At 56.3% G+C, this 23,811-nt stretch carries 26 protein-coding genes and 1 tRNA gene; 9 read left to right on the top strand and 18 right to left on the bottom strand.

The genetic code is table 11. The annotated features are described in order from the left end of the window. The first annotated feature begins 75 nt into the window (after positions 1-75). The 6 genes from NB063_RS13135 to NB063_RS13110 all read left to right on the top strand — a co-directional run bounded on the left by NB063_RS13135 (position 76) and on the right by NB063_RS13110 (position 7,266). A complete protein-coding gene (locus NB063_RS13135) occupies positions 76-2,001 on the top strand; it encodes a patatin-like phospholipase family protein (protein WP_250929190.1) in 1,926 nt (641 codons plus the stop codon). A 72-nt stretch (positions 2,002-2,073) separates the two neighbouring features. Next, the gene (locus tag NB063_RS13130; protein WP_250929189.1) at positions 2,074-2,529 is read left to right on the top strand and encodes an SRPBCC family protein; all 456 of its coding nucleotides are present in this window, start codon (positions 2,074-2,076) and stop codon (positions 2,527-2,529) included. A gap of 35 nt (positions 2,530-2,564) precedes the next feature. Continuing rightward, positions 2,565-3,974: an NAD(P)/FAD-dependent oxidoreductase gene (locus tag NB063_RS13125; RefSeq protein WP_250929188.1), complete on the top strand. Its 1,410-nt coding sequence runs from the start codon at positions 2,565-2,567 to the stop codon at positions 3,972-3,974. 34 nt (positions 3,975-4,008) lie between these two features. Then, a complete protein-coding gene (locus tag NB063_RS13120; RefSeq protein WP_250929187.1) occupies positions 4,009-5,457 on the top strand; it encodes a bifunctional lysylphosphatidylglycerol flippase/synthetase MprF in 1,449 nt (482 codons plus the stop codon). Between the two features lie 132 nt (positions 5,458-5,589). Beyond that, positions 5,590-6,825, top strand: a complete 1,236-nt coding sequence (gene ribA / locus NB063_RS13115) for a GTP cyclohydrolase II (protein ID WP_250929186.1) — start codon at positions 5,590-5,592, stop codon at positions 6,823-6,825. 213 nt (positions 6,826-7,038) lie between these two features. Then, a complete protein-coding gene (locus NB063_RS13110; RefSeq protein ID WP_250929185.1) occupies positions 7,039-7,266 on the top strand; it encodes a hypothetical protein in 228 nt (75 codons plus the stop codon). 53 nt (positions 7,267-7,319) lie between these two features. Here the strand turns inward: NB063_RS13110 and NB063_RS13105 are convergent. From NB063_RS13105 to NB063_RS13080, 6 genes are all read right to left on the bottom strand, one after another. Beyond that, a tRNA-Leu gene (locus NB063_RS13105) sits at positions 7,320-7,403 on the bottom strand. A gap of 114 nt (positions 7,404-7,517) precedes the next feature. After that, a complete protein-coding gene (gene rplI, locus NB063_RS13100; RefSeq protein ID WP_250929184.1) occupies positions 7,518-8,060 on the bottom strand; it encodes a 50S ribosomal protein L9 in 543 nt (180 codons plus the stop codon). 141 nt (positions 8,061-8,201) lie between these two features. Further along, positions 8,202-8,693, bottom strand: coding sequence for a single-stranded DNA-binding protein (ssb, locus tag NB063_RS13095; protein ID WP_250929183.1), 492 nt, complete (start codon positions 8,691-8,693; stop codon positions 8,202-8,204). A 54-nt stretch (positions 8,694-8,747) separates the two neighbouring features. Beyond that, positions 8,748-9,164, bottom strand: coding sequence for a 30S ribosomal protein S6 (rpsF, locus tag NB063_RS13090; RefSeq protein ID WP_250929182.1), 417 nt, complete (start codon positions 9,162-9,164; stop codon positions 8,748-8,750). Between the two features lie 113 nt (positions 9,165-9,277). Further along, on the bottom strand, positions 9,278-9,847 hold the full coding sequence (gene pth, locus NB063_RS13085) for an aminoacyl-tRNA hydrolase (protein ID WP_250929181.1): 570 nt from the start codon (positions 9,845-9,847) through the stop codon (positions 9,278-9,280). Then, a complete protein-coding gene (locus NB063_RS13080; RefSeq protein WP_250929180.1) occupies positions 9,844-10,470 on the bottom strand; it encodes a 50S ribosomal protein L25 in 627 nt (208 codons plus the stop codon). The genes pth and NB063_RS13080 overlap by 4 nt, the downstream gene beginning before the upstream one ends. Before the next feature lie 288 nt (positions 10,471-10,758). Here NB063_RS13080 and NB063_RS13075 point away from each other — a divergent pair, with 288 nt between their 5' ends. The 3 genes from NB063_RS13075 (at position 10,759) to NB063_RS13065 (ending at position 15,043) form a co-directional block, all read left to right on the top strand. Then, a complete protein-coding gene (locus NB063_RS13075) occupies positions 10,759-12,978 on the top strand; it encodes an NADP-dependent isocitrate dehydrogenase (RefSeq protein WP_250929179.1) in 2,220 nt (739 codons plus the stop codon). A gap of 143 nt (positions 12,979-13,121) precedes the next feature. Then, complete coding sequence (locus NB063_RS13070) at positions 13,122-13,763, top strand: DNA-3-methyladenine glycosylase family protein (RefSeq protein ID WP_250929178.1); 642 nt, start codon at positions 13,122-13,124, stop codon at positions 13,761-13,763. Then, on the top strand, positions 13,763-15,043 hold the full coding sequence (locus NB063_RS13065) for a MauE/DoxX family redox-associated membrane protein (RefSeq protein ID WP_250929177.1): 1,281 nt from the start codon (positions 13,763-13,765) through the stop codon (positions 15,041-15,043). The genes NB063_RS13070 and NB063_RS13065 overlap by 1 nt, the downstream gene beginning before the upstream one ends. A gap of 64 nt (positions 15,044-15,107) precedes the next feature. Here the strand turns inward: NB063_RS13065 and NB063_RS13060 are convergent, their stop codons facing one another. The 12 genes from NB063_RS13060 to NB063_RS13005 all read right to left on the bottom strand — a co-directional run bounded on the left by NB063_RS13060 (position 15,108) and on the right by NB063_RS13005 (position 23,807). Then, complete coding sequence (locus NB063_RS13060; RefSeq protein ID WP_250929176.1) at positions 15,108-16,013, bottom strand: DUF1559 domain-containing protein; 906 nt, start codon at positions 16,011-16,013, stop codon at positions 15,108-15,110. Positions 16,014-16,022: 9 nt separating this feature from the next. Continuing rightward, on the bottom strand, positions 16,023-16,517 hold the full coding sequence (locus NB063_RS13055) for a hypothetical protein (RefSeq protein WP_250929175.1): 495 nt from the start codon (positions 16,515-16,517) through the stop codon (positions 16,023-16,025). Further along, entirely contained in the window at positions 16,514-17,107 is a 594-nt protein-coding gene (locus NB063_RS13050; protein WP_250929174.1) for a hypothetical protein, read from the bottom strand. Before NB063_RS13050 ends, NB063_RS13055 begins: the two co-directional genes overlap by 4 nt. Continuing rightward, positions 17,104-17,511, bottom strand: coding sequence for a type IV pilus modification PilV family protein (locus tag NB063_RS13045; protein WP_250929173.1), 408 nt, complete (start codon positions 17,509-17,511; stop codon positions 17,104-17,106). Before NB063_RS13045 ends, NB063_RS13050 begins: the two co-directional genes overlap by 4 nt. A gap of 8 nt (positions 17,512-17,519) precedes the next feature. Beyond that, entirely contained in the window at positions 17,520-18,563 is a 1,044-nt protein-coding gene (locus NB063_RS13040; RefSeq protein WP_250929172.1) for a type II secretion system F family protein, read from the bottom strand. After that, positions 18,560-19,789 (bottom strand): type II secretion system F family protein, encoded by a 1,230-nt coding sequence (locus NB063_RS13035; protein ID WP_407652622.1) that lies wholly within the window; start codon positions 19,787-19,789, stop codon positions 18,560-18,562. The genes NB063_RS13040 and NB063_RS13035 overlap by 4 nt, the downstream gene beginning before the upstream one ends. Further along, on the bottom strand, positions 19,780-20,751 hold the full coding sequence (locus NB063_RS13030; protein WP_250929170.1) for a hypothetical protein: 972 nt from the start codon (positions 20,749-20,751) through the stop codon (positions 19,780-19,782). Before NB063_RS13030 ends, NB063_RS13035 begins: the two co-directional genes overlap by 10 nt. Beyond that, positions 20,748-21,269 carry a PTS sugar transporter subunit IIC gene (locus NB063_RS13025; RefSeq protein WP_250929169.1) on the bottom strand — a complete coding sequence of 174 codons (522 nt, stop codon included), beginning with the start codon at positions 21,267-21,269 and terminating at the stop codon, positions 20,748-20,750. The genes NB063_RS13030 and NB063_RS13025 overlap by 4 nt, the downstream gene beginning before the upstream one ends. Further along, the gene (locus tag NB063_RS13020) at positions 21,262-21,864 is read right to left on the bottom strand and encodes an RNA polymerase sigma factor (protein WP_250929168.1); all 603 of its coding nucleotides are present in this window, start codon (positions 21,862-21,864) and stop codon (positions 21,262-21,264) included. The genes NB063_RS13025 and NB063_RS13020 overlap by 8 nt, the downstream gene beginning before the upstream one ends. 110 nt (positions 21,865-21,974) lie before the next feature. Next, positions 21,975-22,340 carry a DUF3127 domain-containing protein gene (locus NB063_RS13015; protein ID WP_250929167.1) on the bottom strand — a complete coding sequence of 122 codons (366 nt, stop codon included), beginning with the start codon at positions 22,338-22,340 and terminating at the stop codon, positions 21,975-21,977. 73 nt (positions 22,341-22,413) lie between these two features. After that, a complete protein-coding gene (locus tag NB063_RS13010) occupies positions 22,414-22,671 on the bottom strand; it encodes a hypothetical protein (RefSeq protein ID WP_250929166.1) in 258 nt (85 codons plus the stop codon). Between the two features lie 62 nt (positions 22,672-22,733). Beyond that, positions 22,734-23,807, bottom strand: coding sequence for a D-2-hydroxyacid dehydrogenase (locus NB063_RS13005; protein ID WP_250929165.1), 1,074 nt, complete (start codon positions 23,805-23,807; stop codon positions 22,734-22,736). Between the last annotated feature and the right edge of the window lie 4 nt (positions 23,808-23,811).

The following is a 23,811-nucleotide window of genomic DNA, read 5'->3' as shown; positions in this document are numbered from 1 at the left end:
GCCGTTCGCGCCAACCGTTATTGGTTCTCTCGGTCCTTACACCTCGTCATTGACGCTTCAAACTTGGAACTTGCCATGATCACCCAATCTGTTATCCCAGCATTCCCAGAGGATCTACCGGATTTCTGGAGTGTCTCCAGCGACTCTCGCGGTTCGAAGAAGCGAAACGGTCCAAGTTCGAGTCTGAGTTGTCAGGAACTGCGAACGTTAGGGCTCTTTTCAAAACTGTCTGCCGAGGGCCTGTTGGCACTCTCGCATTCGTTGAAATTAGTGAGTTACAAAGCCGGACAATTGATTTGCAAGCAGAACGAAGACGGCAACAGCATGTTCATCGTCTTCCATGGACGCGTCAAAGTGACTTGTGATTCCGACCAAGGCGAACGTGTTCTGAGGTATTTGGATCGCGATGAGCATTTCGGAGAAATGTCGGTGCTCACCGGCAGTCGACGTACCGCCAACGTGTTCGCGGTTACCAACACCCAGTTGTTGCAAATTGAAAGCAGTGATTTTAACGCGTTGTGCAAGAATGAGCCCGCGTTTGCTGCACTGATCTCAGAAACACTGGCTGTTCGACTGGCCTGTTCCGCACCCGGTTCGGCCACGGAGACCACCAATCGAAACATTGGAATTTTGTGGGGCTCCGACTGTGCCGAGCAGCTAAGTGAACGCTTGTGCGACGAAATGTCTGCGATGGGTGCTAGCGTCAAGGTTTTGAGAACCGCCAGGGAATCCAGTCACTCGAGGTCACGATGCTCAACCAATACGCGTGCCCAGTCAGTCTTTCCGTCTGAAACGGAGTTGCTCCATCTCGGTGAGCAATATGACCGCGTGCTGTTGTCGACGAGCTACGAAGATGTCGAACGCAACTTGGACACGATCATGGGTTGCGACCGCGTCTTGTGTTTCGTCGAATCCGTGAACAATAGCGTGAGCCTACAAACCATTGAGAGGCTAGTGGCAACCAATCCTAAATTGGCACCACGTATTCACTGCGTCCGTTTGATTCCTGAAGGAGTCAGGTTTGCTGAACCGGTACGGCCGCTGATCGCCAGCATGGGGCGTGACTTTAAGGTTCCGCTGTCCGGACATTGGAACCCGAGCGGCGATTCCGCCACGCGACGCGGCCTACGCCGTATTGTCCGGTCACTCTTTGATCAAAACGTGGGGATTGCTCTAGGCGGTGGCGGCGCTCGCGGTCTGGCGCACCTCGGTGTGCTGCGAGCCTTCGAAGAACAGGACATTGGAATTGATTTGGTTTCGGGAACCAGCATGGGGGCGCTGGTCGGCCTTAGCTACACAGCCGGATGGAGTCCAGCGGAGGCTGAAGCCAATTTTCGTGACGAATTGACTCCGAGTCGCTTTTTCCGCGTGCTTCCCCGCGGCAAAACGTGGTTCATGTTATTGAAGTTTCGCCTGCGACGCTGGGAATCGAGTTTAAGAAAATTCTTCGAGCACGCGACTTTTGATCAATTGCAGATTCCACTCTGTACCGTGTCCGCTGACCTCCTGCGTGGCGGTCAAATCATTCGCGAATCGGGCGATAGCGTCGCCGCGATCCTCGAGAGTATCAATCTTCCATACATCTCCAAACCCATTCTTCGGGATGGATGCGTGTTGGTAGACGGCGGCATCCTAAACAACGTGCCTATTAATCTGCTGCGACCGCGCGGCGCGACAACCGTGATTGGTGTGGATGTCTGCAGCCACCTTCCGCGTGGGTTTGGACGCAAGTCCTACAAACAGGACGAAGACTCTGTGCGACAGCCATCCATGTTGGAAACGGCTCTTCGTCTCAACGAGATCCGTACCTATCACGTGAGTCGAACCGATCATCGTGACGCGGATCAGATGATTTGGATCGATACGTCCCGTTTCGAATTCGAAGACTTTTCCAAAGCACATCAACTCGCCGAAACCGGCTACCAAGCTGCCTGCGAAGTGATGCCGCGGATTCGACAGATGATAGACGAACGCTTCGCACGAGCACTCAAAGTTGGTTGAGTGATCGGCTTTCCAAACCACACATCTCAACTTGTTTTTGTCAGTTCCCATTTCAGTCTTGGAGATAGACCCATGGCCAAAGTCGCTGTTACCGAAGAATGCACGTTTCATGTCACCGCGGATGCGTCGTCCGCCTACGAATTCTTTTCAAAACCACATCTATTTCGTGAAGCAATGGAAGGCGTTTTACGCTGTGAAGTGATGGAAGAGGACCGCGTGCGTTGGTTGCTGGAAGAACAATCCGATCAAGGCATTCGCTTTCAACCCGACTACACCGTGCAATACACCTGTGAAGACGGGCAACGCGTTGCGTGGGAATTCATTGAAGGAAACTTGAGAAACGACGGAGAGATCCGAATCGCAACTCTCCCAGACGGCGGCAGTGAGATTCACTACCGAGAAACCGTCGAGCCAGACCTGCCGATCACGCCGTTGATGATGATGCTCGTCAAACCACTCGTCACGCGAGAGCTACGAACGGGGCTGCAGCACTTTGTGCAGCGTTCTCAAGTTCGTTTGTCAGCGTAGACGCTTAACAACCAACAACTGCACCAAGAAATTCCATGTCAACTGAACTCTCTCCTCTACCATCGCAATCCGTTTGGTGCACGTCTGCGTCACCATTGACGGTTCCTGACGGTATCGAAAATGATTTCCGTCAGGAGCCGGATGTCAGCGACTGCCTCCATCGGGAGACGTTCGATGTGGTCGTTGTGGGCGGGGGATTGGCTGGCTTATCCGCAGCATACCACTTGCTGCGTGCTCAGCCGGGGCTGCGAGTTGTCGTCTTGGAAGCACAAACGATCGGCTACGGGGCCTCGACACGAAGCTCCGGAATGCTGACACCAGGCATTGGCCAAAACCTAGCAGCACTGGTCAAAAAGTACGGTGCGGAGCAAGCTCGCATGATGTACCGCACGTCGCTAGCGGCGGTGGAATATCTCGCGGAGTTGTCTCATCGCGAGCAAATGGATTTTGGTTTGCGATGGACGGGACAGCTCATCGTCGCGCGTGGACACGCCGGACGACAGCGTCTCGCTCGACAAGCCGCGTTGATGGGGCAGCTCAACCTGCCCTGTAGGGAATTGGACGATGTGGGTTTAGCCGGCCGCGTCTCGATCAGTCTGGATGCTCCCGGCAAGGGCCCAGCCGCTTTGCAGTTGTCAGTCGCTGGCGTGCTGGATCCAACCCGATTGGTGCGCGGACTCGCGGCGGCGGTGCTGCGTCTCGGCGGCAGGATCGTCGAAAACACAAAAGTGGAGCATGTCTCGTCCTCCGGTGTCGACTTGGCCGGCGGCTTGGCAATTCGCGCAAAAAAGGTCGTCCTGGCCACCAACGCCTATGATCTTTCGCTCGGCATGCAGCGGGGGCGACTGATACCCATGCACCTGCGGATGATTGCGACGCGGCCGCTCACCGAGAGTGAACGCAGCGCCTTGGCGTGGCATCAGCGTGAAGGAGTGATCGATTCACGCCGCGTATTTAACTACTTCCGTTTGACGGATGACCATCGACTGATCTTAGGCGGAGGAGTACCTCGGTACCGTTGGCAAGGCGGCGTGCAAGATCTCGCGTCAACGGGCCCGGACGTGGCCAGCCTTACCGCAGACCTGAGGCAGCTTTTTCCGCAATTGTCCGGTGTCGAAATCGAACGCACATGGACGGGAGTGATCGCCTACTCGATCGACACACTTCCCGTGATTGGTAGCCCCACACGATTTCCCAATGTCCTGCATGTCGGAGGTTGGTGTGGCCATGGGATCGCGCTCAGCGTGTACGCGGGGAGATGGGTCAGCGACCTAATTGTCGGAACTTCCGATGCTCCGCAAGGCCTCCGCTCCGACCACTCCGCCGCCGAATTGGCACAGCCTTGGTTTCGCAACCAAGCACCTCGTGTTCCCACTGAAATTGCACGCTGGTGTGGGATCAAACTTGGGGCATGGTCAACCCAGATGATCGATCGTTTCGTTTAACCCCTTTCAACAACCATCAAAATAGGAAAGTAACGTGGACGCCCGTAACCTGATTCATTCAAAGACGACCTACCGCATTATACGAGGCGAGCACTTGCTCGTGCTTGCAGTTTCGGGAGGGTTGATTCTATGGAACGCTGGAAACATCAACTGGCTGCGAGCCATCTTTGCGTTCGCAATCATTGACGTTGTTGGATATCTTCCTGGAGCGATGGCGTTTCGCAAGTCAGTCGACAAGAAGATTGATCATTGGTACTACCACGCGTACAACTTCGCACACACGTATTTAGTCACCGGGGTTGCCGTCGCAATCTGGGCGTACTTCGGAGGGTTCGAGTGGGCCATGTTGGCGGTGCCATTCCATCTTTCGATCGACCGTGGCGTGTTTGGCAATATTCTCAAGCCGAAAGAACTTGCCTTTGAAGTATGCGAACACACCGACGAAGAGATCCTATCGGCGCTCGGTCGCAAGCCAAGCAACATTCGCACGACCAACGATATTGATGAGTTGGTGTCCCCGGAGGTGTTGGACGAGGTGCTAGCACATCCGTCGGGAAATTTGTCACTCTCCAAACGCAACAGCAAGTTTGCGGTTGATGGGGTGGCGGGATTCATCTCCTATCGCGAACAAGGCAAGCACTTGTGGATGTTTGGTGGTGTCCACGCGGCGGCGGAGGATGCGGCGAAGCTGTTGGATCAATTCGCAAGCTTCGCAGCCGCGTCGGGAAAACGAGTCGCTGCGGTCCAAGTGCGGGCATCGCAGGTCGAACTTTTTACCAGTCGTGGTTTCACCGTCAATCAAATGGGAAGCACCTACGCGGTCAAGCTGGAAGCGTATAGTTTTTCCGGCAAGAAGAAGATGCAACTTCGAAATAAGATCAATCGTGCCAAGAAGGACGGATTACGAGTCGTCGAACTCGGGAAGGACGTGCCGGCGGACCAGGATTGGCGAGCACAACTCGATGCGATTAGTCAAAGTTGGTTGAGCGAAAAACGCAAACCCGAACTGGATTTTATGGTGGGAGACCTCGAGGGCGATCTGCTCGACCAACGACGCATCTTTTTGGTGATGGATGCCGAAGAACGTCCAGTCGCATTCATCTCCTATGTTCCTGTCCGTGGAAAGGAACAGCCCGGCTACTTGCACGACCTGACGAGAAAAATCGCTGATGCTCCGGTCGGAGCCATGGAATTGTGCAACGCAACGGCGATCGAACGATTCCAAGCGGAAGGCGTGAGCTATCTGCACTTCGGCTTCACACCCTTCGTGGTGGACGATGAAGCGGAAGGGTTGGCGTGTGGCTGGCTACACCGAGCCATCCACTGGCTCCGCAAGAACGGAGCGAGATGGTATCCCACTGATTCGCAGGTCGCTTACAAGACGAAATGGGGCACGGATTGGATTGAGCGTGAATATATCGCGGTGCGATCCGTGTCATTTCGGGCTGCTTTCGACCTGATGCGACTGACCAACACGATTTAGCCGAGTTTGCAGAAACATTTGAAAGCGACTGACGCTTGGGAAAGGAGTTCCAAGCCCAGTCCAGTGTTCGGGGCCGGTATTCGGGGAACGTCCAGCACCACTTCCAACTGCTTGCTTTGAAGGAAATTCGCCATGTCAGGTTCGTTCTCAACCATTCCGGAAGCCGTCCAAGCGATCGCGCGTGGCGAGGTCATTATCGTGGTCGATGCCGAAGATCGCGAGAACGAAGGCGACTTCGTCTGTGCCGCGGAAACGGTAACTCCCGAAGTCATCAACTTCATTCTTAACGGACGCGGACAATTGTGCGTTTCCGTTTTGCCTGACGTTGCAACTCGCTGTGATCTGCAGCCGGTCGTTCAAAATAACAATGCCCCGTTGTCGACGGCCTTCCTCACGCCGGTCGATCACCAAAGTTGCAAAACGGGGATCACGGCCTACGAACGGGCCACGACGATTCGGCACTTGGCAAACGCGACTTGCACCACCACGGATTTTGTTCGCCCCGGTCACGTGTTTCCACTGTTGGCCAAGCAGGGCGGCGTTCTCCGCCGCGCCGGTCACACCGAGGCTTCGATGGATCTGGCAAGGATGGCCGGCCTCGCTCCGGTCGGCGTGCTGTGTGAAGTCTTGGACGAAAAGGGAGACCGGCCCAGTCGTGAATACTTATTCGAACTTGCCGAAAAGCACAATTTGCTGATCGTCTCAATCGAGCAATTGATCCGTTATCGTCGTCGCCATGAAAAGCTGGTTCACCGGGCTGCCGAAGCGACGCTTCCTACCAAATACGGCACAATGAAAATCATTGCCTACAACGTTGACCATGAAACGGAGCAGCCCGTTGCCTTGGTCATGGGGGATGTCGCCTCCGCGGCGGCACCTCTCGTGCGGATGCATTCAAGCTGCTTCACGGGCGACCTGGTGAGCTCGCTCCGCTGCGACTGCGGTGATCAACTGCAATTGGCGCTTGAGATGATTGCTCGGGACGGTCGAGGGGCCATCGTCTACTTGCCCCAAGAGGGACGCGGAATTGGACTCGTCGACAAAATCCGAGCTTACGCCCTCCAAGAGCAAGGCATGGATACTGTCGAAGCGAATCTTGCACTCGGTTTCCGCGCCGACGAGCGAGAGTACGGGGTTGGTATCCAAATTCTGGCTGATTTGGGGATCGAGCGGGTTCGGTTGCTGACCAACAACCCCAAGAAAACAGACGCATTCGAACACAACGGGTTTCCAATTGACGTGATCGACCAAGTGCCCATTTTGCCTCCAGTCAACAAGCACAACATCAGTTACTTGACGACCAAACGTGACAAGATGGAACATCAACTTCCCACCGTCGCCCAGGAGTCCATTCAGGAACGCAATTGAATTGCGACGATTTCTAGCGAGAGATTGTTTATCTTCCGCTGAGGTGGGGCGGGCTGAAGCGTTACCAGCTAGCCCACTTTGGAGTGCATGGCGTCTGGGTGTTCGGTGCGATGAATGGGTAGAATTCTTTCGCGCCGCCGCTTAGCGTCCCGACGACCGGCGACGGACCAAGAGGGAAGCCCGGTTATCGATGGATGACAAGGAAGAGACACCATGAGCAATTTGTACAAATCGCCGCCTGAAGTCGACGACGACAATGCCGGACAAGATCCGCCTAGCAACCGCCCGTACACCACAACGATTGTGGCCGGTGTGTTCGTTGTCATCGGTGTCGTGGAAATAGCATCCGGCGAGCTCGCCAATGGGCTCGGCGCGTTGATGCTGGCGTTTTCAATCTGGTCGATTGGCGTGATGGTGAGGGGGCGAAAAAAAAGCGGGTAACCCGAAGGTAACCCGCTTTTTGCAAACCACGTTATTGACGGGGTTTTATGAGATAGGGCTGACAGGAATCGAACCTGCACTCCAGTAAAGGAACTGGATCCTAAATCCAGCGCGTCTGCCAGTTCCGCCACAGCCCCGGGCAAGCTACTCGCATTTTGGTCGTAGCTGATTCGTTTTCACGCGATTAGAGCGATGCTCGAATCGACTTTTTGCAATGGCTGCCAACAGGTCGTTCGCAGCCGAGTGCCCAGTTAGGCACCTGGTTCGCCGGTTTCCGATGCAACGGTCGGCACAACCCAAACCTTGAGGCTCGCTTGCACTTCGCTGTGCAGGTGAACTTTGACGGTGTAGAGGCCGAGTTCTTTGAGCGGTCCGTCGAGACGGATTTGGTCTTGGGCCAAGTGGATGCCGACGCTCTTGAGCGAATCGACAATCTCGTGAGGTCCGACGCTGCCGTACAGGTGACCTTCGTCGTTGGCGTTGGCTTCGATCGTGATCGATTGCTTGGCCAATTCGTCGGCTTGGTCCTGGTAGCTTTGCAGCTTTTGGATTTCGATTTCGCGGAGTTTCTCGCGGTGCTTCTCGACCATCCGTTTGTGGTGGTCGGTTGCGACAGTGGCGAGGCCTTGGGGCAACAGGTAGTTCAGCGCGAATCCTGCTTTGACTTCGACCAAGTCACCTTGTTTTCCGAGGTGCTCGACATTGTGGATCAACAGCAGTTGGATCCCGCCGTTGCTTCCCTTGGGGAGGCGTTTGAAGTGGCTTGAGGCTCGGCGAGTGGCAGCTTTGGACATAGCGGATTGACTATTAAACAGAGGTGACTGCGAATGGGTTGGTTAGGTTTGTTGGTGGAGGCGATCGCGGGGAAAGTGGAAGCCGTGTCGCCAGCAATTTACTTGGGGGAAGCCGAGGCTTCGTGTAACAGGTGAGGCCGATTAAAACGGGATCTCAGGTTCGTCGTATCCGGGCCCGCCACCGGTCGGTTGGGCATCGCGGGGTGCTTGCGAGGGTGGAGCACTATCGTTCGAGTTAACGTAGCGTTGCTGTGGGGGTGCTGATTCACGGACAGATCCGCCACCGGAGTTTCCACCGCCTTCGCTTCGTCCACCGATCATCTGCATCCGCTCGCCGATCACTTTGACCTTGGAGCGTTTTTGGCCGTCTTTTTCCCACGTGTCTTGCTTGAGGCGACCCTCGATGAAGATGGGTGAGCCTTTCGACAAATACTCGCTCGCGACTTCCGCAGTTCTGCCGAACAGGGTGATGTCAAAGAAGTTGACATCGTCGACCCATTGGCCTTCGTTGTTCTTGCGTTTGTCGTTCACTGCCAAGCCGAATTCCGAAACTGCCATTCCGCTCGGCAAGTAGCGCAGCTCGATGTCTCGGGTCAAATTGCCCATCAACATTACGCGATTATAACTTGCCATGGATTCTGTTTCCTCCGCTTGGTCGTCGGCATGGGGGGCTTAAGTCGCAGCGACTTAGGCGTCCGCGACGGCTTCCTCTTCGTTCGCCACTTCCTCAGGAGCTTCACCCGCTTCGGCGCCGCTCGGTCCGCTGAACAATTCGCCACGGGCGTTAGCCAGAATCGGCTCAACGAGTCGTGGGTCGAGGCGAATGGTCAATTCACGAACGACCGGTTCGCACAGCTTGAATGAGCGAGCGAGCTTAGGCAGGTGTGGCCCATCCATGCTGAAGTAGATGAGGTAGTAGGTGCCTTTTTGGTGCTTGTCGATCGGATAGGCGAGCTTTTGCTCCATCCACATCCGGCTGACGAGCACTTCGCCGCCAGCTTCGGCAATAAGGTCCTCTAGCTGCTTGGCCACTCCGCCAGGGTCGCGGGCGTAGTGGTTGCTATCGAGGATGAAAAGCGTTTCGTAGGTTTTGACGTTAGCCACGGGTCAGATCGCGGGGAAATCGGAAGATGTTTGAAATTGAAAAAACGTAACGGTGATTTTGTTCGAAGTTGAATCGCAGCGAGCTGCGTTCGTGAACGGTTGGTATCGGTTGTTCAGGTCGCGTTTGCGTTGTATCGGCTCATTGCTTCACCGATTCCTTCTGTCGCCCAGCATTTGATCGCATCGCAGGATCGCATGATGGCCAATTCGATATCAGTCCGTTCCTCTTCGGTAAAATTTCCAAGGACATAATCAGTGACTTGCCATTTTGCGGGCGGGCGATCGATTCCGATTCGCAGCCTCGGGTATTGGTCGGTACCGAGGTGAGCGATGGTATCGGCGAGTCCTTTTTGACCGCCTGCCGAGCCGCCTCGGCGGATCCGGATTCGGCCGGTGGCCAAATTCAGATCGTCACAAATTAAAATCAGGTCCTCTAGGTCGAGTTTGTAAAAGTCGAACGCTTTGCGGACACTTTTTCCGCTCGCGTTCATGTAAGTGTGGGGACAAAGTACCAGCCCTTTTTCGGCACCGATACGGATTTCGCTAATTTCGCCGTCAAATTTTTTACTCGGGGTCGTCCCCGCATACTCGCGGCAGAGTTGAGCCGCGACCATGAATCCGACATTGTGGCGTGTTTGGTCATACTTCCGACCGGGGTTCCCCAGTCCGACGATCAGCTTCACGCCTCGTCGTCTTCTTCGCCACCACCCTTGCTGATGACTTCCGGTTCGGCACCGAGGCCGTCTTCAGTCTCTTCGGCGACTTCTTCACGTGGGGTTTCGACGTGAGCGATCACGGTGTCGCCGGGGGTTATCAGCTCAACGCCTTCAGGCAATTGAAGGTCGCTCGCGGTGACATTTTGGCCGAGGTGCAAATCGTTGATGTCGACAACCAGGTTCTCAGGGATCGCTCCGGCTGAGCAGCGGATATCAACTTCGTGCAGGTTCTCGATCAGGATACCGCCTTCGCGGGTTCCAGCAGCTTCGCCGTGAGTTTCGATGGCAACGGTCACCTCGACTTTTTCTTTGAGGTTAACGCGGATCAGGTCGAGGTGGAGCACTTCGATACCGAGTGCGTCCCACTGCATTTCGCTGACGAGCGCGTTTTCATCGACGTCACCGGTGAGTTTGATCATTTTCGAGTGGTGACGCAGCAAGCTCTTGACCTGGGTCGCTGGGATCGCCAGGTGTTCGTTGGCTTCACCGTGGCCGTAAAGAACTGCGGGAACAAGTCCGTTTCGGCGCAAGCGGATGGTCGCTGCGGTTCCGGTGGAGTCTCGTTTGGTGGCTTGAATCACGTCCGTCATGGCGGGAACCGGTTCGGCAAAAATAGAAGTGTGGGATGGTGGATTTTTTTTGAAGCACGGCAGTATGGCGATTTTGCTCTCTACTGCAAGCCCAAACTGGGGTGACTCGGCATTGACAGATGAAGTCCGTCTCTACAGGCTTTTGGGGCGATTTGTAGTGGATCGACGTCGAACCCCCCGTCGCGGGTTTTTGGCTCGTCGATCCCGGATTCCATGCTCTGACGAGCGTGGGGCGACCGTAAGGCCGACCTCAACACCATTCACATCACATTACTGTCGGGATTTTCCATGGCAACGATTGTATACACGATTACCGACGAAGCTCCCGCACTAGCGACCCGCTCGCTGCTTCCGATCTTGCGTGCCTTCACAGCGGCTTCGGGGCTGGAGTTTGAGGCGAAAGATATTTCGCTCGCCGCGCGAGTCCTTGCGAGCTTCCCGGATCGCTTGTCGGACGACCAGCGTGTTGCGGACGCCCTTGGTGAGTTGGGGGCGCTCGTGAAGGAACCCCACGCGAACATCATCAAGCTTCCGAACATCAGTGCGTCGATCCCGCAACTCACCGCCACGATCGCGGAGTTGCAAGCCAAGGGGTACGATGTGCCCGATTTCCCCGCCGACCCGCAGACGGAGGAGGAAAAGTCGGTTCGTGCGGCTTACGCAAAAGTTCTCGGCAGTGCCGTTAACCCGGTCCTGCGTGAGGGGAACTCGGATCGCCGCGTCGCCGCTCCTGTCAAGAAATACGCTCAGAAGAATCCACACTCGATGGGCGAATGGACTTCGCAATCCAAAACGCGGGTTGCTCACATGACGGATGGGGATTTCTACGGCAGCGAATTGTCGGTCGTGATGCCAGCAGCCGATACCTTGCGAGTCGAGCACGTCGACGAGTCAGGTAAGGTGACGGTGCTGCGTGAATCGATCTCGGTTGAGGAAGGCGAAGTATTCGATGCTTCCGTGCTCAGCCGCGAGCATTTGCGAAAATTCATTGCCGAGACCGCTGCGGCTGCCAAGGAACAGGGTGTTTTGCTGTCCTTGCACCTGAAGGCCACGATGATGAAGGTGTCCGATCCGATTCTGTTCGGTCACGCCGTCAGCGTGCTGTACTCCGAATTGTTCGAAGAGTACGCAGGAATTTTGGCCCGGGCGGGTGTCGATCCGAACCAAGGTCTCGGACAGGTCCTCGGCAAAATTCAAACGTTACCCGCCGACGAGCGGGCTCTCGTCGAAGCGACGATGGCCAAAATCGAATCGGAATTGCCGCCGTTGGCAATGGTGGATTCAGATAAAGGCATCACGAACCTGCACGTTCCGAGCGATGTGATCATCGACGCGTCGATGCCAGCGGCAATTCGCGCGGGCGGCAAAATGTGGGGCAAGGATGGCAAACTGCATGACACGATCGCGATGATTCCCGATCGCTGTTACGCCGGCGTTTACCAAGCCGTCATTGATGATTGCAAAGCCAATGGGAAATTCGATGTGTCCACGATGGGCAGCGTCGCAAACGTCGGCCTGATGGCGAAGAAGGCGGAAGAGTACGGCTCTCACGACAAGACTTTCGAAATGTCTGCCGCCGGAGAAGTCCGTGTCGTCAACGCGGCCGGTGAGGTTCTGCTGAAGCACACGGTGAACAGCGGCGACGTTTGGCGAGCCTGCCAAACCAAAGACGTTGCAATCGCGGATTGGGTGCGCTTGGCGGTCGCGCGTGCCCGAGCGACCGGTGCGGCGACAGTCTTCTGGCTTGATTCGGCTCGTGCCCACGATCGTAACCTGATCGCGAAAGTCGAAACGTATTTGAAGGAGCACGATACCGAGGGACTCGATCTGCAGATTCTTTCGCCGGTCGAAGCGACGCTGCATGCGTGTGGCCGATGCCGGAAAGGGCTCGATTCGATTTCGGTCACCGGCAACGTGCTGCGTGATTACCTCACCGATTTGTTCCCGATTCTCGAGCTCGGTACGAGTGCGAAGATGCTCTCGATCGTGCCTCTGCTCGCAGGCGGCGGGATGTTCGAAACCGGTGCCGGTGGGTCGGCTCCGAAGCACGTTCAGCAGTTTCTCGCCGAGAATCACCTGCGTTGGGATTCGCTCGGAGAATTTTTGGCCATCGCGGTCTCGATCGAGGATTTGGCTGAAAAGTCTGGCGATCAATCACTCGCCGTGCTCGCCTCGACGCTCAACGAAGCGACCGGACGTTTCCTGGATGAAGACAAATCGCCGTCCCGCAAAGTCAACGAACTCGACAACCGGGGCAGCCATTTCTATCTCGCCTTGTACTGGGCGGAGGCACTTGCGGCTCAGGATCAAGACGCCACGTTGAAGGAACGTTTCACCCCGATCGCTCAGAAAATGGCAGCGAACGAAGACAAAATTGTCGGTGAACTCAACGATGCCCAAGGCGTAGCAGTTGATATCGGAGGTTATTACTTCCCCGACGAAGCAGCGGCTTTCGAGGCGATGCGTCCGAGCCCCACGTTCAATCAGATTGTCGAGTCGTTGGCATAGGTCTCTGCCCGGTCCGATCGCACGTGTCGGCATCGGAGCGGTCGTCTCAATGACCGCGACTCCGTCATTAACAAACATCGCACGCGGCGAGGCATTGAATGTCTCGCCGCGTTTGCGTCAGGTGCCCGATTGGAATTGAGTCTTTGTCGTTGCGAAGCAATCACCCGGTTCACTCTCCGCTGGACGACCTTTGTCGTCGCGACGGGCAGCTCAAACTCGTTCGTGAACGCGTCGGCGAACCGCTTGCCTGGACGCGACCTGCTACGTTCGCAACATTCACTCGAATCATCCTCGAGCAGCAGGTGTCCTTAGCCTCCGCCAAGGTAACCTTTGATCGGTTGCGATCAGCGTGTGGCGGGGTGATCAATGCCAAACGGATTTTAACGCTCAGCGACGAGGACCTGCGACGATGTGGGCTCAGTCGTCAGAAGGCACGTTACGTCAGCTTGCTCGCTAACGATGTGCGGCAGCGAAAGTTTTCGATCGCCGCGCTCGCGTCGATGGACGACCATGAGGTTCGTCAATCCATCACGGAGAGAATGGGATTGGGAAACTGGACGGCCGACATCTATTTGCTGATGGCATTGCGGCGGGATGATATCCTGCCCATCGGCGACCTCGCACTCGTCAAAGGGATTCAAGAACTCGATCCATCGGTTGGTCCATCCGTCGACGCGATTTGCGAGCGGGCCGAGGTTTGGCGACCATACCGCTCCATGGCAACCAAAATGATTTGGACGCTGTACTTGTTCAACCGAAACCGATCCACGGCGATTGTTAGCTGATGAATTTTTCGACGAAGCAACTCGATCGTCACGATCCGATGTCGCGGTACTGGGCCGCGTCACTGGCACTCTTGATCGCCGCGTCGTTTCGGCTGTGGGTGCCTCCCGAGTGGACGTATACAACGTTCTATCCGGCGGTCCCCTTTTTCGCGGTGCCGCGGTGGTTGATTTCAAGCGTCAGTTGGGCCTTGATTCCGTTGACGATCGGTTCCTGTGGCGTTGTCTTTTTCGCCGATCGTACGCCATTGTTCCGGCGCATGGGCTGGTTGGTCATTGCCGTTGCGTTGGCGTTTGGATTTGTTGCTGATCAGCACCGTTTGCAACCGTGGGCGTATCAGTCATTTCTTTACGCATGTCTGTTTTGCTTGTTGTCCTCTCGTCTCACGGCGACCGCCTTCCGAGTGTTGACGATTAGCATCTACTTTTACAGCTCGATCGGGAAATTCGATTTCCAGTTTTTGCACACGGTCGGTCAAGATTTTTTGAGTACCGTCACAAGCTGGATTGGGATCGATGTTGGACAGTGGGGCCAACGCAGCCGATTGTTCGCCGCAGGTGTTTTTCCGGTGGCAGAGTTAACGCTGGCCCTGCTGCTGATCGTTCCGCGGACACGCTTGATTGGCGGTGTGATGGCGATCGGGATGCATCTCGGATTGATTGTGATTTTGTCCCCATGGGGAATGGGTCACAGTCCCGGAGTGATCTGTTGGAACGCCGTTTTGGCGGGGCAGGCGTATTGGTTGTTTGTCTATCCGCAACGGCATCGTTCAGACGCGACTTCGGACCCAAGGTTGCCGGAAAACGAAGATATTTGCTGTCGGTCCCTTCGTGTGTCACTGGCGTCCGTGATCGTGTTGGCGGCAGTGACACTCCCCATGACGGAGCGACGGGGGCGATATGATCGTGGCGATTGGCATTGGGATCATTGGTTGTCGTGGGCGTTGTATTCGCCGCACAACAGTCGCGTGCATGTTGAGGTTCATCGCAGCACGTTGGACGATCTGTCGCCTGGTCTTCGTGAGTTTGTCGCGGAGGACAACGAAGGCGATTCTTGGCACGAGCTCGATTTGGGGCAACTGTCGTTGAAGGCTCGCGGCGTCCCGATTTTGCCGCAAGCTCGCTACCAATTAAAGCTCGCGATTGCGATCGCCGAGCAAGAGGGATGGACCCATGATATCCGGGGTGTGCTGCGTTCCGCTTCGGATCGTTGGGATGGTACTCGCGACGAACGATGGATGAACCGCTTCGACGCGATGCAAGAAGCGGCAGTTCAGTTTTGATCGTGGCACGCAAAATTGATTGTGCACGCTGCGACGGAAAACAGTTTTGCCTGCCGCTGGGTGACTAATATTCGATGCCCATCATGGCGCCATCGGCTCGGTGTCCGAGGTTCTGATACAGAACCGGGTCGATGGAATGGGTTAAAAAGCGAATTGAGCCGTCGGCGAAGCAGAACTGGGCACCGCCTGCATGTTTGCTGCCAAATCCACCAACATATTTCTTGTCGGCTTCATTGCTTTCACCCAAGTCGCCGTCGCCCGTTATGTCGAATCCGTCGCCGAGGTTCTCTTGATCGGTTGTGTTCGGCGACATCGATTTTCCGCCGAAGGAACCCGTGTTCCGCAGGGAGGCGCGGGTGCCCGATGCCCATCCCAGGCTCGATTGCTCGGGAGTCATCTCGCCGATCAGGATCGTGTGCGAACTTCCGTCGGAAATGTCGCCGTAGCGTACGCGGCTATTGAGAAACAGCAGGCCCGTGTTATCAGCGTCGATCGGGGCTTCGGTGTGGTGATGGCATCCTGCGTAATTGGTTAGCCCTGACGAGAAGTCGTTGTTCTGCCCATAGGGAAACGACGGACAAAGGTATGTGCTGATCGTTTGGGCGCGAGCCGGTGCGTTGGCGGGGTCGTATGTTCCCAAGGCAATGTCGAATTGATTCGCAATTGCTTGTTGTTCGATGTAAGGGCAGAGTTGTACGAGGTACCCGACGTGTTGCCCTACTGGTTCGCTAAGGATTGGACCGGTCGGGTTGATAGAACCGGCGGGCAAGTGTTCTCTCGAGAATTCGAAGTTGTGTGTGGCAAGGCCGAGTTGGGCCAAGTTGTTTGAGCACGAGCAACGTCGGGCGGCCTCGCGGGCGGCTTGGACGGCTGGTAACAGCAGTCCGACCAACACGCCGATGATTGCGATGACGACCAGCAGTTCCACCAATGTAAACGCAGTCGATGTGCGATGTGATTTTCGAGTCATGGGAAGCTCCTAAGAGTTATCGGACGGGCCGTTATTGGCAGAGTCGGATTCGTTTGAAGATGAGGAGATTTGCACCGGGATGATGCGCGAACGTTTGGTTTGGACCGGTACCGAATCGAGATTGTGGATGGTCGCGATGATTTCGAATCGTCTTGACGCTTGTTCGTTGGATTCGTCCGGAGGAAGCGATTTGATTTCGACTCGAGCTTGGGAAAAAGTTTCAAACGCATCGTCGAGGACCCACGACTCGCCTTCGTAGTCGACGTCTTCAGCAGCAAGTTTCAGAGTGCGACGAATACCAACATCGAGCAACATACGAGTTTGTTCGAGTTGCCAGTGAACCTTCATCTGGTGTCGGGCACGTAGGCTCGTTTGCATCGCCAGTCCGGTAATTGCCGATGCGACCACCAAGCAAACCAGTACCGCGAGCAAGATGGCTCCGCGATGGGGTTGCCTACGTGGAAGTGCGTTTAAGCGGTGGCGTGGGTATGGGGGCGGAGTCACGGTTGTGCCTCCTCGGACTCAAGGCTGTCCGTGGATTCGGGGGCGAGCGGCTCGTCGCGATCACCACGCCATCGTCCGACGGCGGCGCGGATTGCGACATCGCGAGGCGAATCGTCGATTTCGGTTTCGGTTTCCTCGCCGCTTTCTGCGTTTGACCTACTAGCAGGATCAACGCGGTGGACGGTGAGGGCGACCCAGTCGGGAGTTTCGTCGATGTCGAAGCGGACCGCGGTGTGTTCAGAAAGTTGGTAACTTTCTTCGCCGGACGCAGCATCATCGGATGAATTTCGAAGGCTGCGGCGGACCGTATTGCCATCGCGGCGATACTGAATCTCAAACTCATCGGCTTGGAAAATCATCGTGTCGCCTTCGCTGGTCACCTGTGTGGCGAGGTGGGCGTCGTCGCGGAATTGTCGTGATAGTCGAAGCAGACTTTGGTGATGTCGCTCGTGATCCCGCATGATCGATGCCAAGCGAAACGATTGGTGAATCCAACCGATTGCGATTACAAATAGTGTCGACGAGACCGACAGGAGTACGATGATTTCGATCAGCGATGACCCGGTACGATGTTGGGGAGTTCCGTTCACGGTGTCGCCTCCGGCGGATCGATCCAGCCGATCAGCTGGACAGGGTGAAGCGGATGCGTTGACCTCCACGTTAACGTCAGCACCACGCGGTCACCGAGTTCATCATTCATGCGAATGCCTGATAGTTGTGGTTGATCCAGGCTTGCCGTGGCTGTCGCGGAAGGTTGCAGTTCCTTGATGGCATCGTCGATTGTTTCGGCGGGTAATGCGGTAATCGATTCGATCGCATTGGCCAATTCATTCATGGCGATCCGCTGATCGGCAACGTCGATCCATACGCGATTGACGCGAAAAGCCATCGTCGTGACGGTGCTCATCGCCACCAGCAGGATTGAGGCGGCGACCACACATTCGATCATGGTGACTCCGCGACGTCGGGGTAATTGTGGTTGGTTCTTTTTCATCGAATCACCTATAACGCCGCCAACGCATCAACGAGTCCATACACTGACATGAAAACTGCCACCGCAGCCAGCATGACGATTGCGGCCAACATCAGCAGTAACGCCATGGAAAAGAACCGGATAATGGAAGCGGTCCAGAGATCTGTCCACGACTTGCGCAGTCGCGCCGCGCGACGCAACAACCATGCTTGTGCGGTCTTATCTTCGGCGAGTTGAAGAGCGGCCAAAGTTTTAGGGCCGATAATTTTTTCAGTCGCGAGTGCTTGCCAAGCGTCTTCACCCTGGTCAATCGACGTCGACGCGACGACCAAACGTTTGCGGAGGCGACCGACCGGATGTATTCGAGATAACGTGTCGATGCCTGACGCCAGCGGACGGCCCGATTGAATGATGATCGCGAATAAAGCGAGCAGGTCCGACCCCGCTCGCGGAATCCGCCGACCTAAGCCAAACGGCCACATCGATTTCCCAAAAGCGAACGGTCCCACGGTTAAGAGCAGCATGAAAAATATGAGAGACAGTAATAGCATCAAGAGCCAATAATCACCGATCGCAATGAGCAACAGCATTGTCGCTGGTAATTCGACGCCAAACTCCTCGAACATCTTTTTGAAGGTTGGGATGATGAATGTCAGCAAGAACGTGATCATCAGCCACGCCATCATGAAGCCGATCGCGACCTGATAAAGCTGGTTTTCAACCGAAGTCTTGTGGAGGTCTTTGACGGGATCGGATGGCCCGTTGGTCGTAACGAGCGATTGCAGTGTTTCGGGCAAGGTGCCGGTTTCGGCCGCGAGTCGCAGCAGCAAGACCGCCGTTGGGTCGAGGGCGCGGGGCGTCTGTTCAAGCGAATCGACAATGGGAGTTCCTTCAGCAAGCAGGCGGGCCACCTGCCGTAACGCCCGACCAGGTCCGCGTGTGAACTCATGGGCTAGTCGGTCGACCATCATCGCCGTGTTGAGACGCCGTCGCAGCGAGATCGCCAGCACCCGCACGAGCGCTCGTTCATGCGGCGCGGTGACTTGAAAGAAGGAATGCTCCGCGTTGCTCATGATAACCCTGTGATCAGCTCAACCAGTGGCGCGAAGAGCGCAATGACGGCAAACCAAATGATGAAGCCGACGCCGAAAATGATCAGGGGTGACAACCAACCCAATTGCCAAACCTTGCCGCGTTGATCCCGATCCCAATAGATTTCGGCGATGTCACGTAGCACACCCGCTTGATAGAGCTTCAGCGAATCGGCGTTCGCCGGAGTCGCGGGGGATACGCCGGGGCGGGGGCGGGGCGGTTGACTCAGGGCGATATCGATACCGAGTGCGTCAGCGAGCAAATGGCACGGCACGCTGCGAAAATGAGTGACTCCATGGAAAGGGTTTTCTCCACTGCGAATCGCATCGGCCCAGAACCCGCTGCCACGGCGCAGCCACAATTGATTCGATGCCGCGCCGGCCATTTCAATCGCATCGGCTTTGCACCGCCCCGCACGCATCAGTAACGACACGTGCCATGCCCAATCCGCCCAGGCACCGCGTGTCGAACGTAAACCTGAGCCATGCAGATTGACCGCCGAGCCCGCTGTTTTGGCAGCCCGGGCATGCAGTGGGGACGACGCGCCCCATCGAAGCCAAGCGAATAGCCCACAGCAGGTCAAGAACAAAGCCAAGCCGACATACGTCATTGGTGACTGAATGAAATCGGAAACGCCGAAAAGGATCCGGGTGAACATCGGGAGTTGTAGCCCGAACTCGTCGAACATTTGTTGGAATGTCGGCACCACAATCACGCTGATCAATCCCAGCACGAGACAGCAAATGCCCAGTACGACGACGGGGTAGGCGACGACGGTGATGATGTTTTGACGGTTGGCTTGGACCGGTTGGTGCGCCAACAAGACGCTGTTGACGGCGGATTCGATTTTCGTTTCTAGATCTCTTGTCGATCGATCGGATTCGGTCGAAGTGTCCGATGGTTCGGCTTCCGACTGGAAACCACTCGATGGCGCTGTTTTGACAAACGAGGTCAATGCATCCGCGACATTTGGTATCGACGCAAGATTGAGAAAGATTTCCAACGCCAGCGGGTTTTTCAGCACATCGGTTTCGGAACGGACGAACGCGATTTCATCCGCCAGGCGATGGAGTTTCCGGCGAGCCGTTCCCGATAAAGCGTCAGCGGTCAGCGTGATCGCGGAAACGATCTTGTCTTGGAAAGGGAGCCAGGCGTTGATCCACTGGGTATCGGTTTCCGGCGAGTTCTGTGCATCGGTCACGGCCATACTCCATGCTCGGTGGCGATGGTGGCTAAGTCGTGGATCAGCCAAATCAAGGGGCCGAACAGGGTCAGACAATACAGCAGCGCACCGCCGCCGCCGAGCACAGCGATCAGCAGGGAAGGCAGTCCGATCTTGAGCCGCGTCAACCGATGCTGGGCCAAGGAACCGGCGTTTCTCGAGATCAGCGATAAACGGTTGCGGCGTGCGGAGGGATCCGAAGTGCTGTCGTCTCCGCAGCGTGCTCTTTCTATTTCCGCAAGGACGGCACGCGATCGGTCTGTGCGATAGCGACGCCCGCCCAAACCGGTGACGATTGCCGCGGATCCTTTTGTCGTCACGCCCAGCAAGATCATGCCGGCAGCCAACAGTGGCAACGCCACCAACAGTCCCTTGAGGTTGGGTTCTGCTATCCACGATTCGCTAGTTTCGCCAGCGGGCGTCAGCTCCAAATCCGCTCGAATCGCGGCTATTTTGGGAGACGAGAAATTCGCAAAAATGGCAACTCCCGCGGTGGCGACGACCAGCATCATGGCAAGGTAAAACCAGACCGGTCGAACCGCTCCGGCGAGGTCGTCCGCAATCGTCCGCGTCAGCGTGAGCGAATCAAGGATTAGATCAATGCGGCGGGTTTGTTGAAACACGCGAAAGGCGGAAACATAGGATGTGGGCAGAGTATGCGGCACATCCTGCTCCTCGGGCGTTGCGGCTTTACCCGTTTGAGTTTGTTCCGATTGAATAAGCTCCGCGAGCAGCGGCTCGAGTTGGTCGATCTTGGCGAGTGTTGCGATTCCACCGAGCGGTGTGCGGGCAACGGGTGACCCGGGGTGCGTGGTTGTTGTCGCCGAGGTGGCTCGAGGTGTTCCGAGGTCCAGTTTTGTTCCCGCGATCACAGCGGCTCGCAGCGACTGGTGAAACGATCGCAGGCGTTCGGTCAAGTCATTGGTGTCCTCAGGATGGTCCGTCATCGCGCGTCGCCTTGGGTTTGCGTCGATAGCGGCGTGAACGGTTTGGAGGGGACGGATGGATTATCCAAACGGCCCGTCGTGGAACGACGCCAATCATAAACCACTTCCGTGAGCGCCCACTCCCAAGCAACCCCATCGGCGTTTGCTCGACGAGCGGCTTGACGTTGCAAGTCACTAGCCGTTCGCCCACGTGGGGCGATCGCGAGGCCGATTTGGCCGATGATGACTAAGGCCAGCACGACGGTGGTTGCCAAGGCGAAACCGCCAAAGAAACGCTGCCACATGTACCGACGCTCACGTCGGTGAGCGACCGACTCGAGAATACGAGCACGCAGTTGATCACCGGGACGCACGTAGTTGCCGGCACCACGAATCAAATCTTCCAAGTCGGAGTCACCGTGCAGTGACATGTTAATGGAATCGGGGCCGAGTGATTCGTCTCCGAACAGATTCTCGAACTCGTCGTTGAATGGCTTGGAGTGGTCGCCCGTGCGATGGGTTGGGTAGGGATCAAACATGATGTTGCAGATCCTCGCTCGCCGATGACTCGATTTTCCCGCGGAGTTGACTGTTGAGTTTCGCGATCGCGTATCGATACCGGCTCGCGGCGGTCGATGGGGAGATCTCCAACACACCCGCGATTTCAGCGAAGGTCATCGATTCCCAAATCTTCAGGACAACAACTTCGCTTTGCTGAGTCGGCAGGGTTCGTATTGCCCGCCAGATCTCGCGGTAGCTTTCTTCGCGTTCTAATTCGTCGACACGGCAACGTGTCAGCAGATCGCAGAGGTCGCCGATCAGATTCCAGCGCGGTCGCCGCCGGAGAATCAGCAGGGATTCGTTGCGGGCCATTTGCAACAGGAATGCCCACGGGTCGGCGCATTGATGCAGCCGTCCGGGCTGCGCCGCAATTTTGACCAAGGTCGCTTGCACGGCGTCTTCCGCATCGTGCTGGTTGCGGGTGATCGTGGTCGCAAATCGGACTAGCCGCAGCGACGTTAGGTCGATCAGGCCGCTGATCGCATCCTCGCCGAGTTCGGCGAGTTGCCGGGCGCTGGTGCGGACCCGGTCGGAAAATGCGGCGGCATGCGGTGGTGGGTTAGAGTGGCTCATCACCCCACAAGATGCGCCTTAGGGCGTCTTTTGTCTAATGTTTGCGAGAGTTTTTCGAGAAAATCTCAAATTGCTGTCGCAAACGCGTGATTTGCCTGCACCGAGCGGCTTTAGAACGGGGCGTCGTCTTCTTCGCCAGCTTCCGCGAACGCATCGTTGGCCGATCCACTCGACGACGGGCTATCGCCGACGACTTGGAAAGAAAGAGCCTCGACGTTGACGAAGAATTTGACTTCGCTGTTGGCGTCCTTTTGCCAACGGCGTCCGTTGAGGCGATAGGCGATTTCGACTTCGTCGCCTTTTTTCATTTCGTCGACGCTATCGCAAGCGTCACGTGTGAATTCGACAGGAACGTAGTTGGTGAAACTGCCTTTGTCCTGTTCCAACACCACCATCCGCTTGCGAAATCCCTTTTGTCCGTAGGTTTTGGTTTCCTCGATCAAATGGACTACGCCACGTACTTTTGCATCACTCATTGTATTCTCGATCAAATTCGCCCGGTCAAAATCAATATCACGCCAGCTCGGTGCTGCCGTGTTTCGTGCCCGATCAAACGGTTCCCGACGCAATCGCATCGGCGCGTCCGGGAGAACAGCACTCCATGGGAGAGTGTAAACCTTTCACCTGTGAGACTAAAGGGCGGCCGTGTTCGTTGAGGGTCACCGTCAGCCCGATTGAGCGGTAGGTGCGGTTGAATTCCTCAACGAAAGAATCCCCATTGTTTGCCGGCAGCATCATGGGGCCGACCGGGCGACCACTGTGGGTCACGATCGCGTGGGACGGCATCGGCTGGCGGTTACTGCTCATCGTCGAACTCGTCGGTTGATTGGATGAAAGTGGGTGAAATCGAATCGTCAGGCCCGAAAACGTTATTTTTGCGAATCATCCGATTCGGCGCCGGCAACCCGATACGAAACGCTCGGGTGGGGAAAACCGAGGGTTTTGTCAACGCGGTTGTACAGCGGTAGACCTGCAAAGTAGCGTCGGAGGTTGATACAAACCAGATCAGTCGTGTCGTCGACCCGGCGAAACGATTGAGCGCCCACGTGGGGCGTGATCAAGACGTTCGGATCGGTCCACAACGGGCTCGACGGCGGCAACGGTTCGAACCCGGTCACATCGACCCCCGCCCCCGCCAAATGCCCGCTCGCGAGAGCCGCGACCAGGGCGGCTTCGTCGACGACCGCACCCCGTGCCACGTTGACCAAATAGCCGCCCGGTTTCATCGCAGAAAGCTGCGTTTCCGAAACACAGTGATGGGTCGACTGATTCAGCGGCAGCGTCAGGATTACGATATCCGAAGCGGCGAACAATTCGTCCGTCCGATCTGCTGACCACAGTGCGTCGACTTCGTCGGGTTGGTTCTCAGGGTAGAAATCGGTCGCCAAAATTCGAACTTCCCAAGGCCGCAGCATCTTGGCGATTTCGCGTCCGTTGCCGCCCAGTCCGACAATTCCGACGGTTTTGCCACGTAAGTCGTCGGTAGGGCGACGAATGAATTCAGGGATTTGCCGGGCCCGTTCGAATAATCCGATCCGTCGCAGCAGTCCGAACAGCAGCCCAAAGGTTTGCTCGGCGACCTGGGGAGCGAATAGTCCCGACGCGCTGCTGACCACGATCCGAGGTTCGGCGATGACGCCAGGCACAAGGCAATGATCGAGACCCGCCGCCGACGACTGAATCCACTGCAGACGCTTTGCCGCGAGGGCGCGGTCCCAATCGACCGGAACTTTCGCATGGCCAATGAAAATGTCGGCGGTCGGCAACAGTTGATCGATGCGTTCCTGGCCCGCATCGACGACTTCAACTTCATGATCCAGTGGAATCGCGTCGTCATTCAGACAGTCAGTCAGGGTCTGTTTGATCTGCACGATGTGATGCGGCTCCACCGGGTAGCACAAAACGATCCGGCGGATTGATTCAAACGATTTTGGCTTGGTCATGAGG

The sequence above is a fragment of the Aporhodopirellula aestuarii genome (assembly GCF_023701485.1).
Classification (GTDB): Bacteria; Planctomycetota; Planctomycetia; order Pirellulales; family Pirellulaceae; genus Rhodopirellula; species Rhodopirellula aestuarii.
Note: the sequence above shows the minus strand (reverse complement) of the source record. Positions and strands in the feature narration are given on the sequence as shown.

Coding starts and splice junctions, on each gene's coding strand:
- NB063_RS13135 (WP_250929190.1), top strand. CDS start 76: ATGATCACCCAATCTGTTATCCCAGCATTCCCAGAGGATCTACCGGAT.
- NB063_RS13130 (WP_250929189.1), top strand. CDS start 2,074: ATGGCCAAAGTCGCTGTTACCGAAGAATGCACGTTTCATGTCACCGCG.
- NB063_RS13125 (WP_250929188.1), top strand. CDS start 2,565: ATGTCAACTGAACTCTCTCCTCTACCATCGCAATCCGTTTGGTGCACG.
- ribA (WP_250929186.1), top strand. CDS start 5,590: ATGTCAGGTTCGTTCTCAACCATTCCGGAAGCCGTCCAAGCGATCGCG.
- NB063_RS13110 (WP_250929185.1), top strand. CDS start 7,039: ATGAGCAATTTGTACAAATCGCCGCCTGAAGTCGACGACGACAATGCC.
- rplI (WP_250929184.1), bottom strand. CDS start 8,060: ATGTCCAAAGCTGCCACTCGCCGAGCCTCAAGCCACTTCAAACGCCTC.
- ssb (WP_250929183.1), bottom strand. CDS start 8,693: ATGGCAAGTTATAATCGCGTAATGTTGATGGGCAATTTGACCCGAGAC.
- NB063_RS13080 (WP_250929180.1), bottom strand. CDS start 10,470: ATGACGGACGTGATTCAAGCCACCAAACGAGACTCCACCGGAACCGCA.
- NB063_RS13075 (WP_250929179.1), top strand. CDS start 10,759: ATGGCAACGATTGTATACACGATTACCGACGAAGCTCCCGCACTAGCG.
- NB063_RS13065 (WP_250929177.1), top strand. CDS start 13,763: ATGAATTTTTCGACGAAGCAACTCGATCGTCACGATCCGATGTCGCGG.
- NB063_RS13060 (WP_250929176.1), bottom strand. CDS start 16,013: ATGACTCGAAAATCACATCGCACATCGACTGCGTTTACATTGGTGGAA.
- NB063_RS13045 (WP_250929173.1), bottom strand. CDS start 17,511: ATGAAAAAGAACCAACCACAATTACCCCGACGTCGCGGAGTCACCATG.
- NB063_RS13040 (WP_250929172.1), bottom strand. CDS start 18,563: ATGAGCAACGCGGAGCATTCCTTCTTTCAAGTCACCGCGCCGCATGAA.
- NB063_RS13035 (WP_407652622.1), bottom strand. CDS start 19,789: ATGGCCGTGACCGATGCACAGAACTCGCCGGAAACCGATACCCAGTGG.
- NB063_RS13030 (WP_250929170.1), bottom strand. CDS start 20,751: ATGACGGACCATCCTGAGGACACCAATGACTTGACCGAACGCCTGCGA.
- NB063_RS13025 (WP_250929169.1), bottom strand. CDS start 21,269: ATGTTTGATCCCTACCCAACCCATCGCACGGGCGACCACTCCAAGCCA.
- NB063_RS13020 (WP_250929168.1), bottom strand. CDS start 21,864: ATGAGCCACTCTAACCCACCACCGCATGCCGCCGCATTTTCCGACCGG.
- NB063_RS13015 (WP_250929167.1), bottom strand. CDS start 22,340: ATGAGTGATGCAAAAGTACGTGGCGTAGTCCATTTGATCGAGGAAACC.
- NB063_RS13010 (WP_250929166.1), bottom strand. CDS start 22,671: ATGAGCAGTAACCGCCAGCCGATGCCGTCCCACGCGATCGTGACCCAC.
- NB063_RS13005 (WP_250929165.1), bottom strand. CDS start 23,807: ATGACCAAGCCAAAATCGTTTGAATCAATCCGCCGGATCGTTTTGTGC.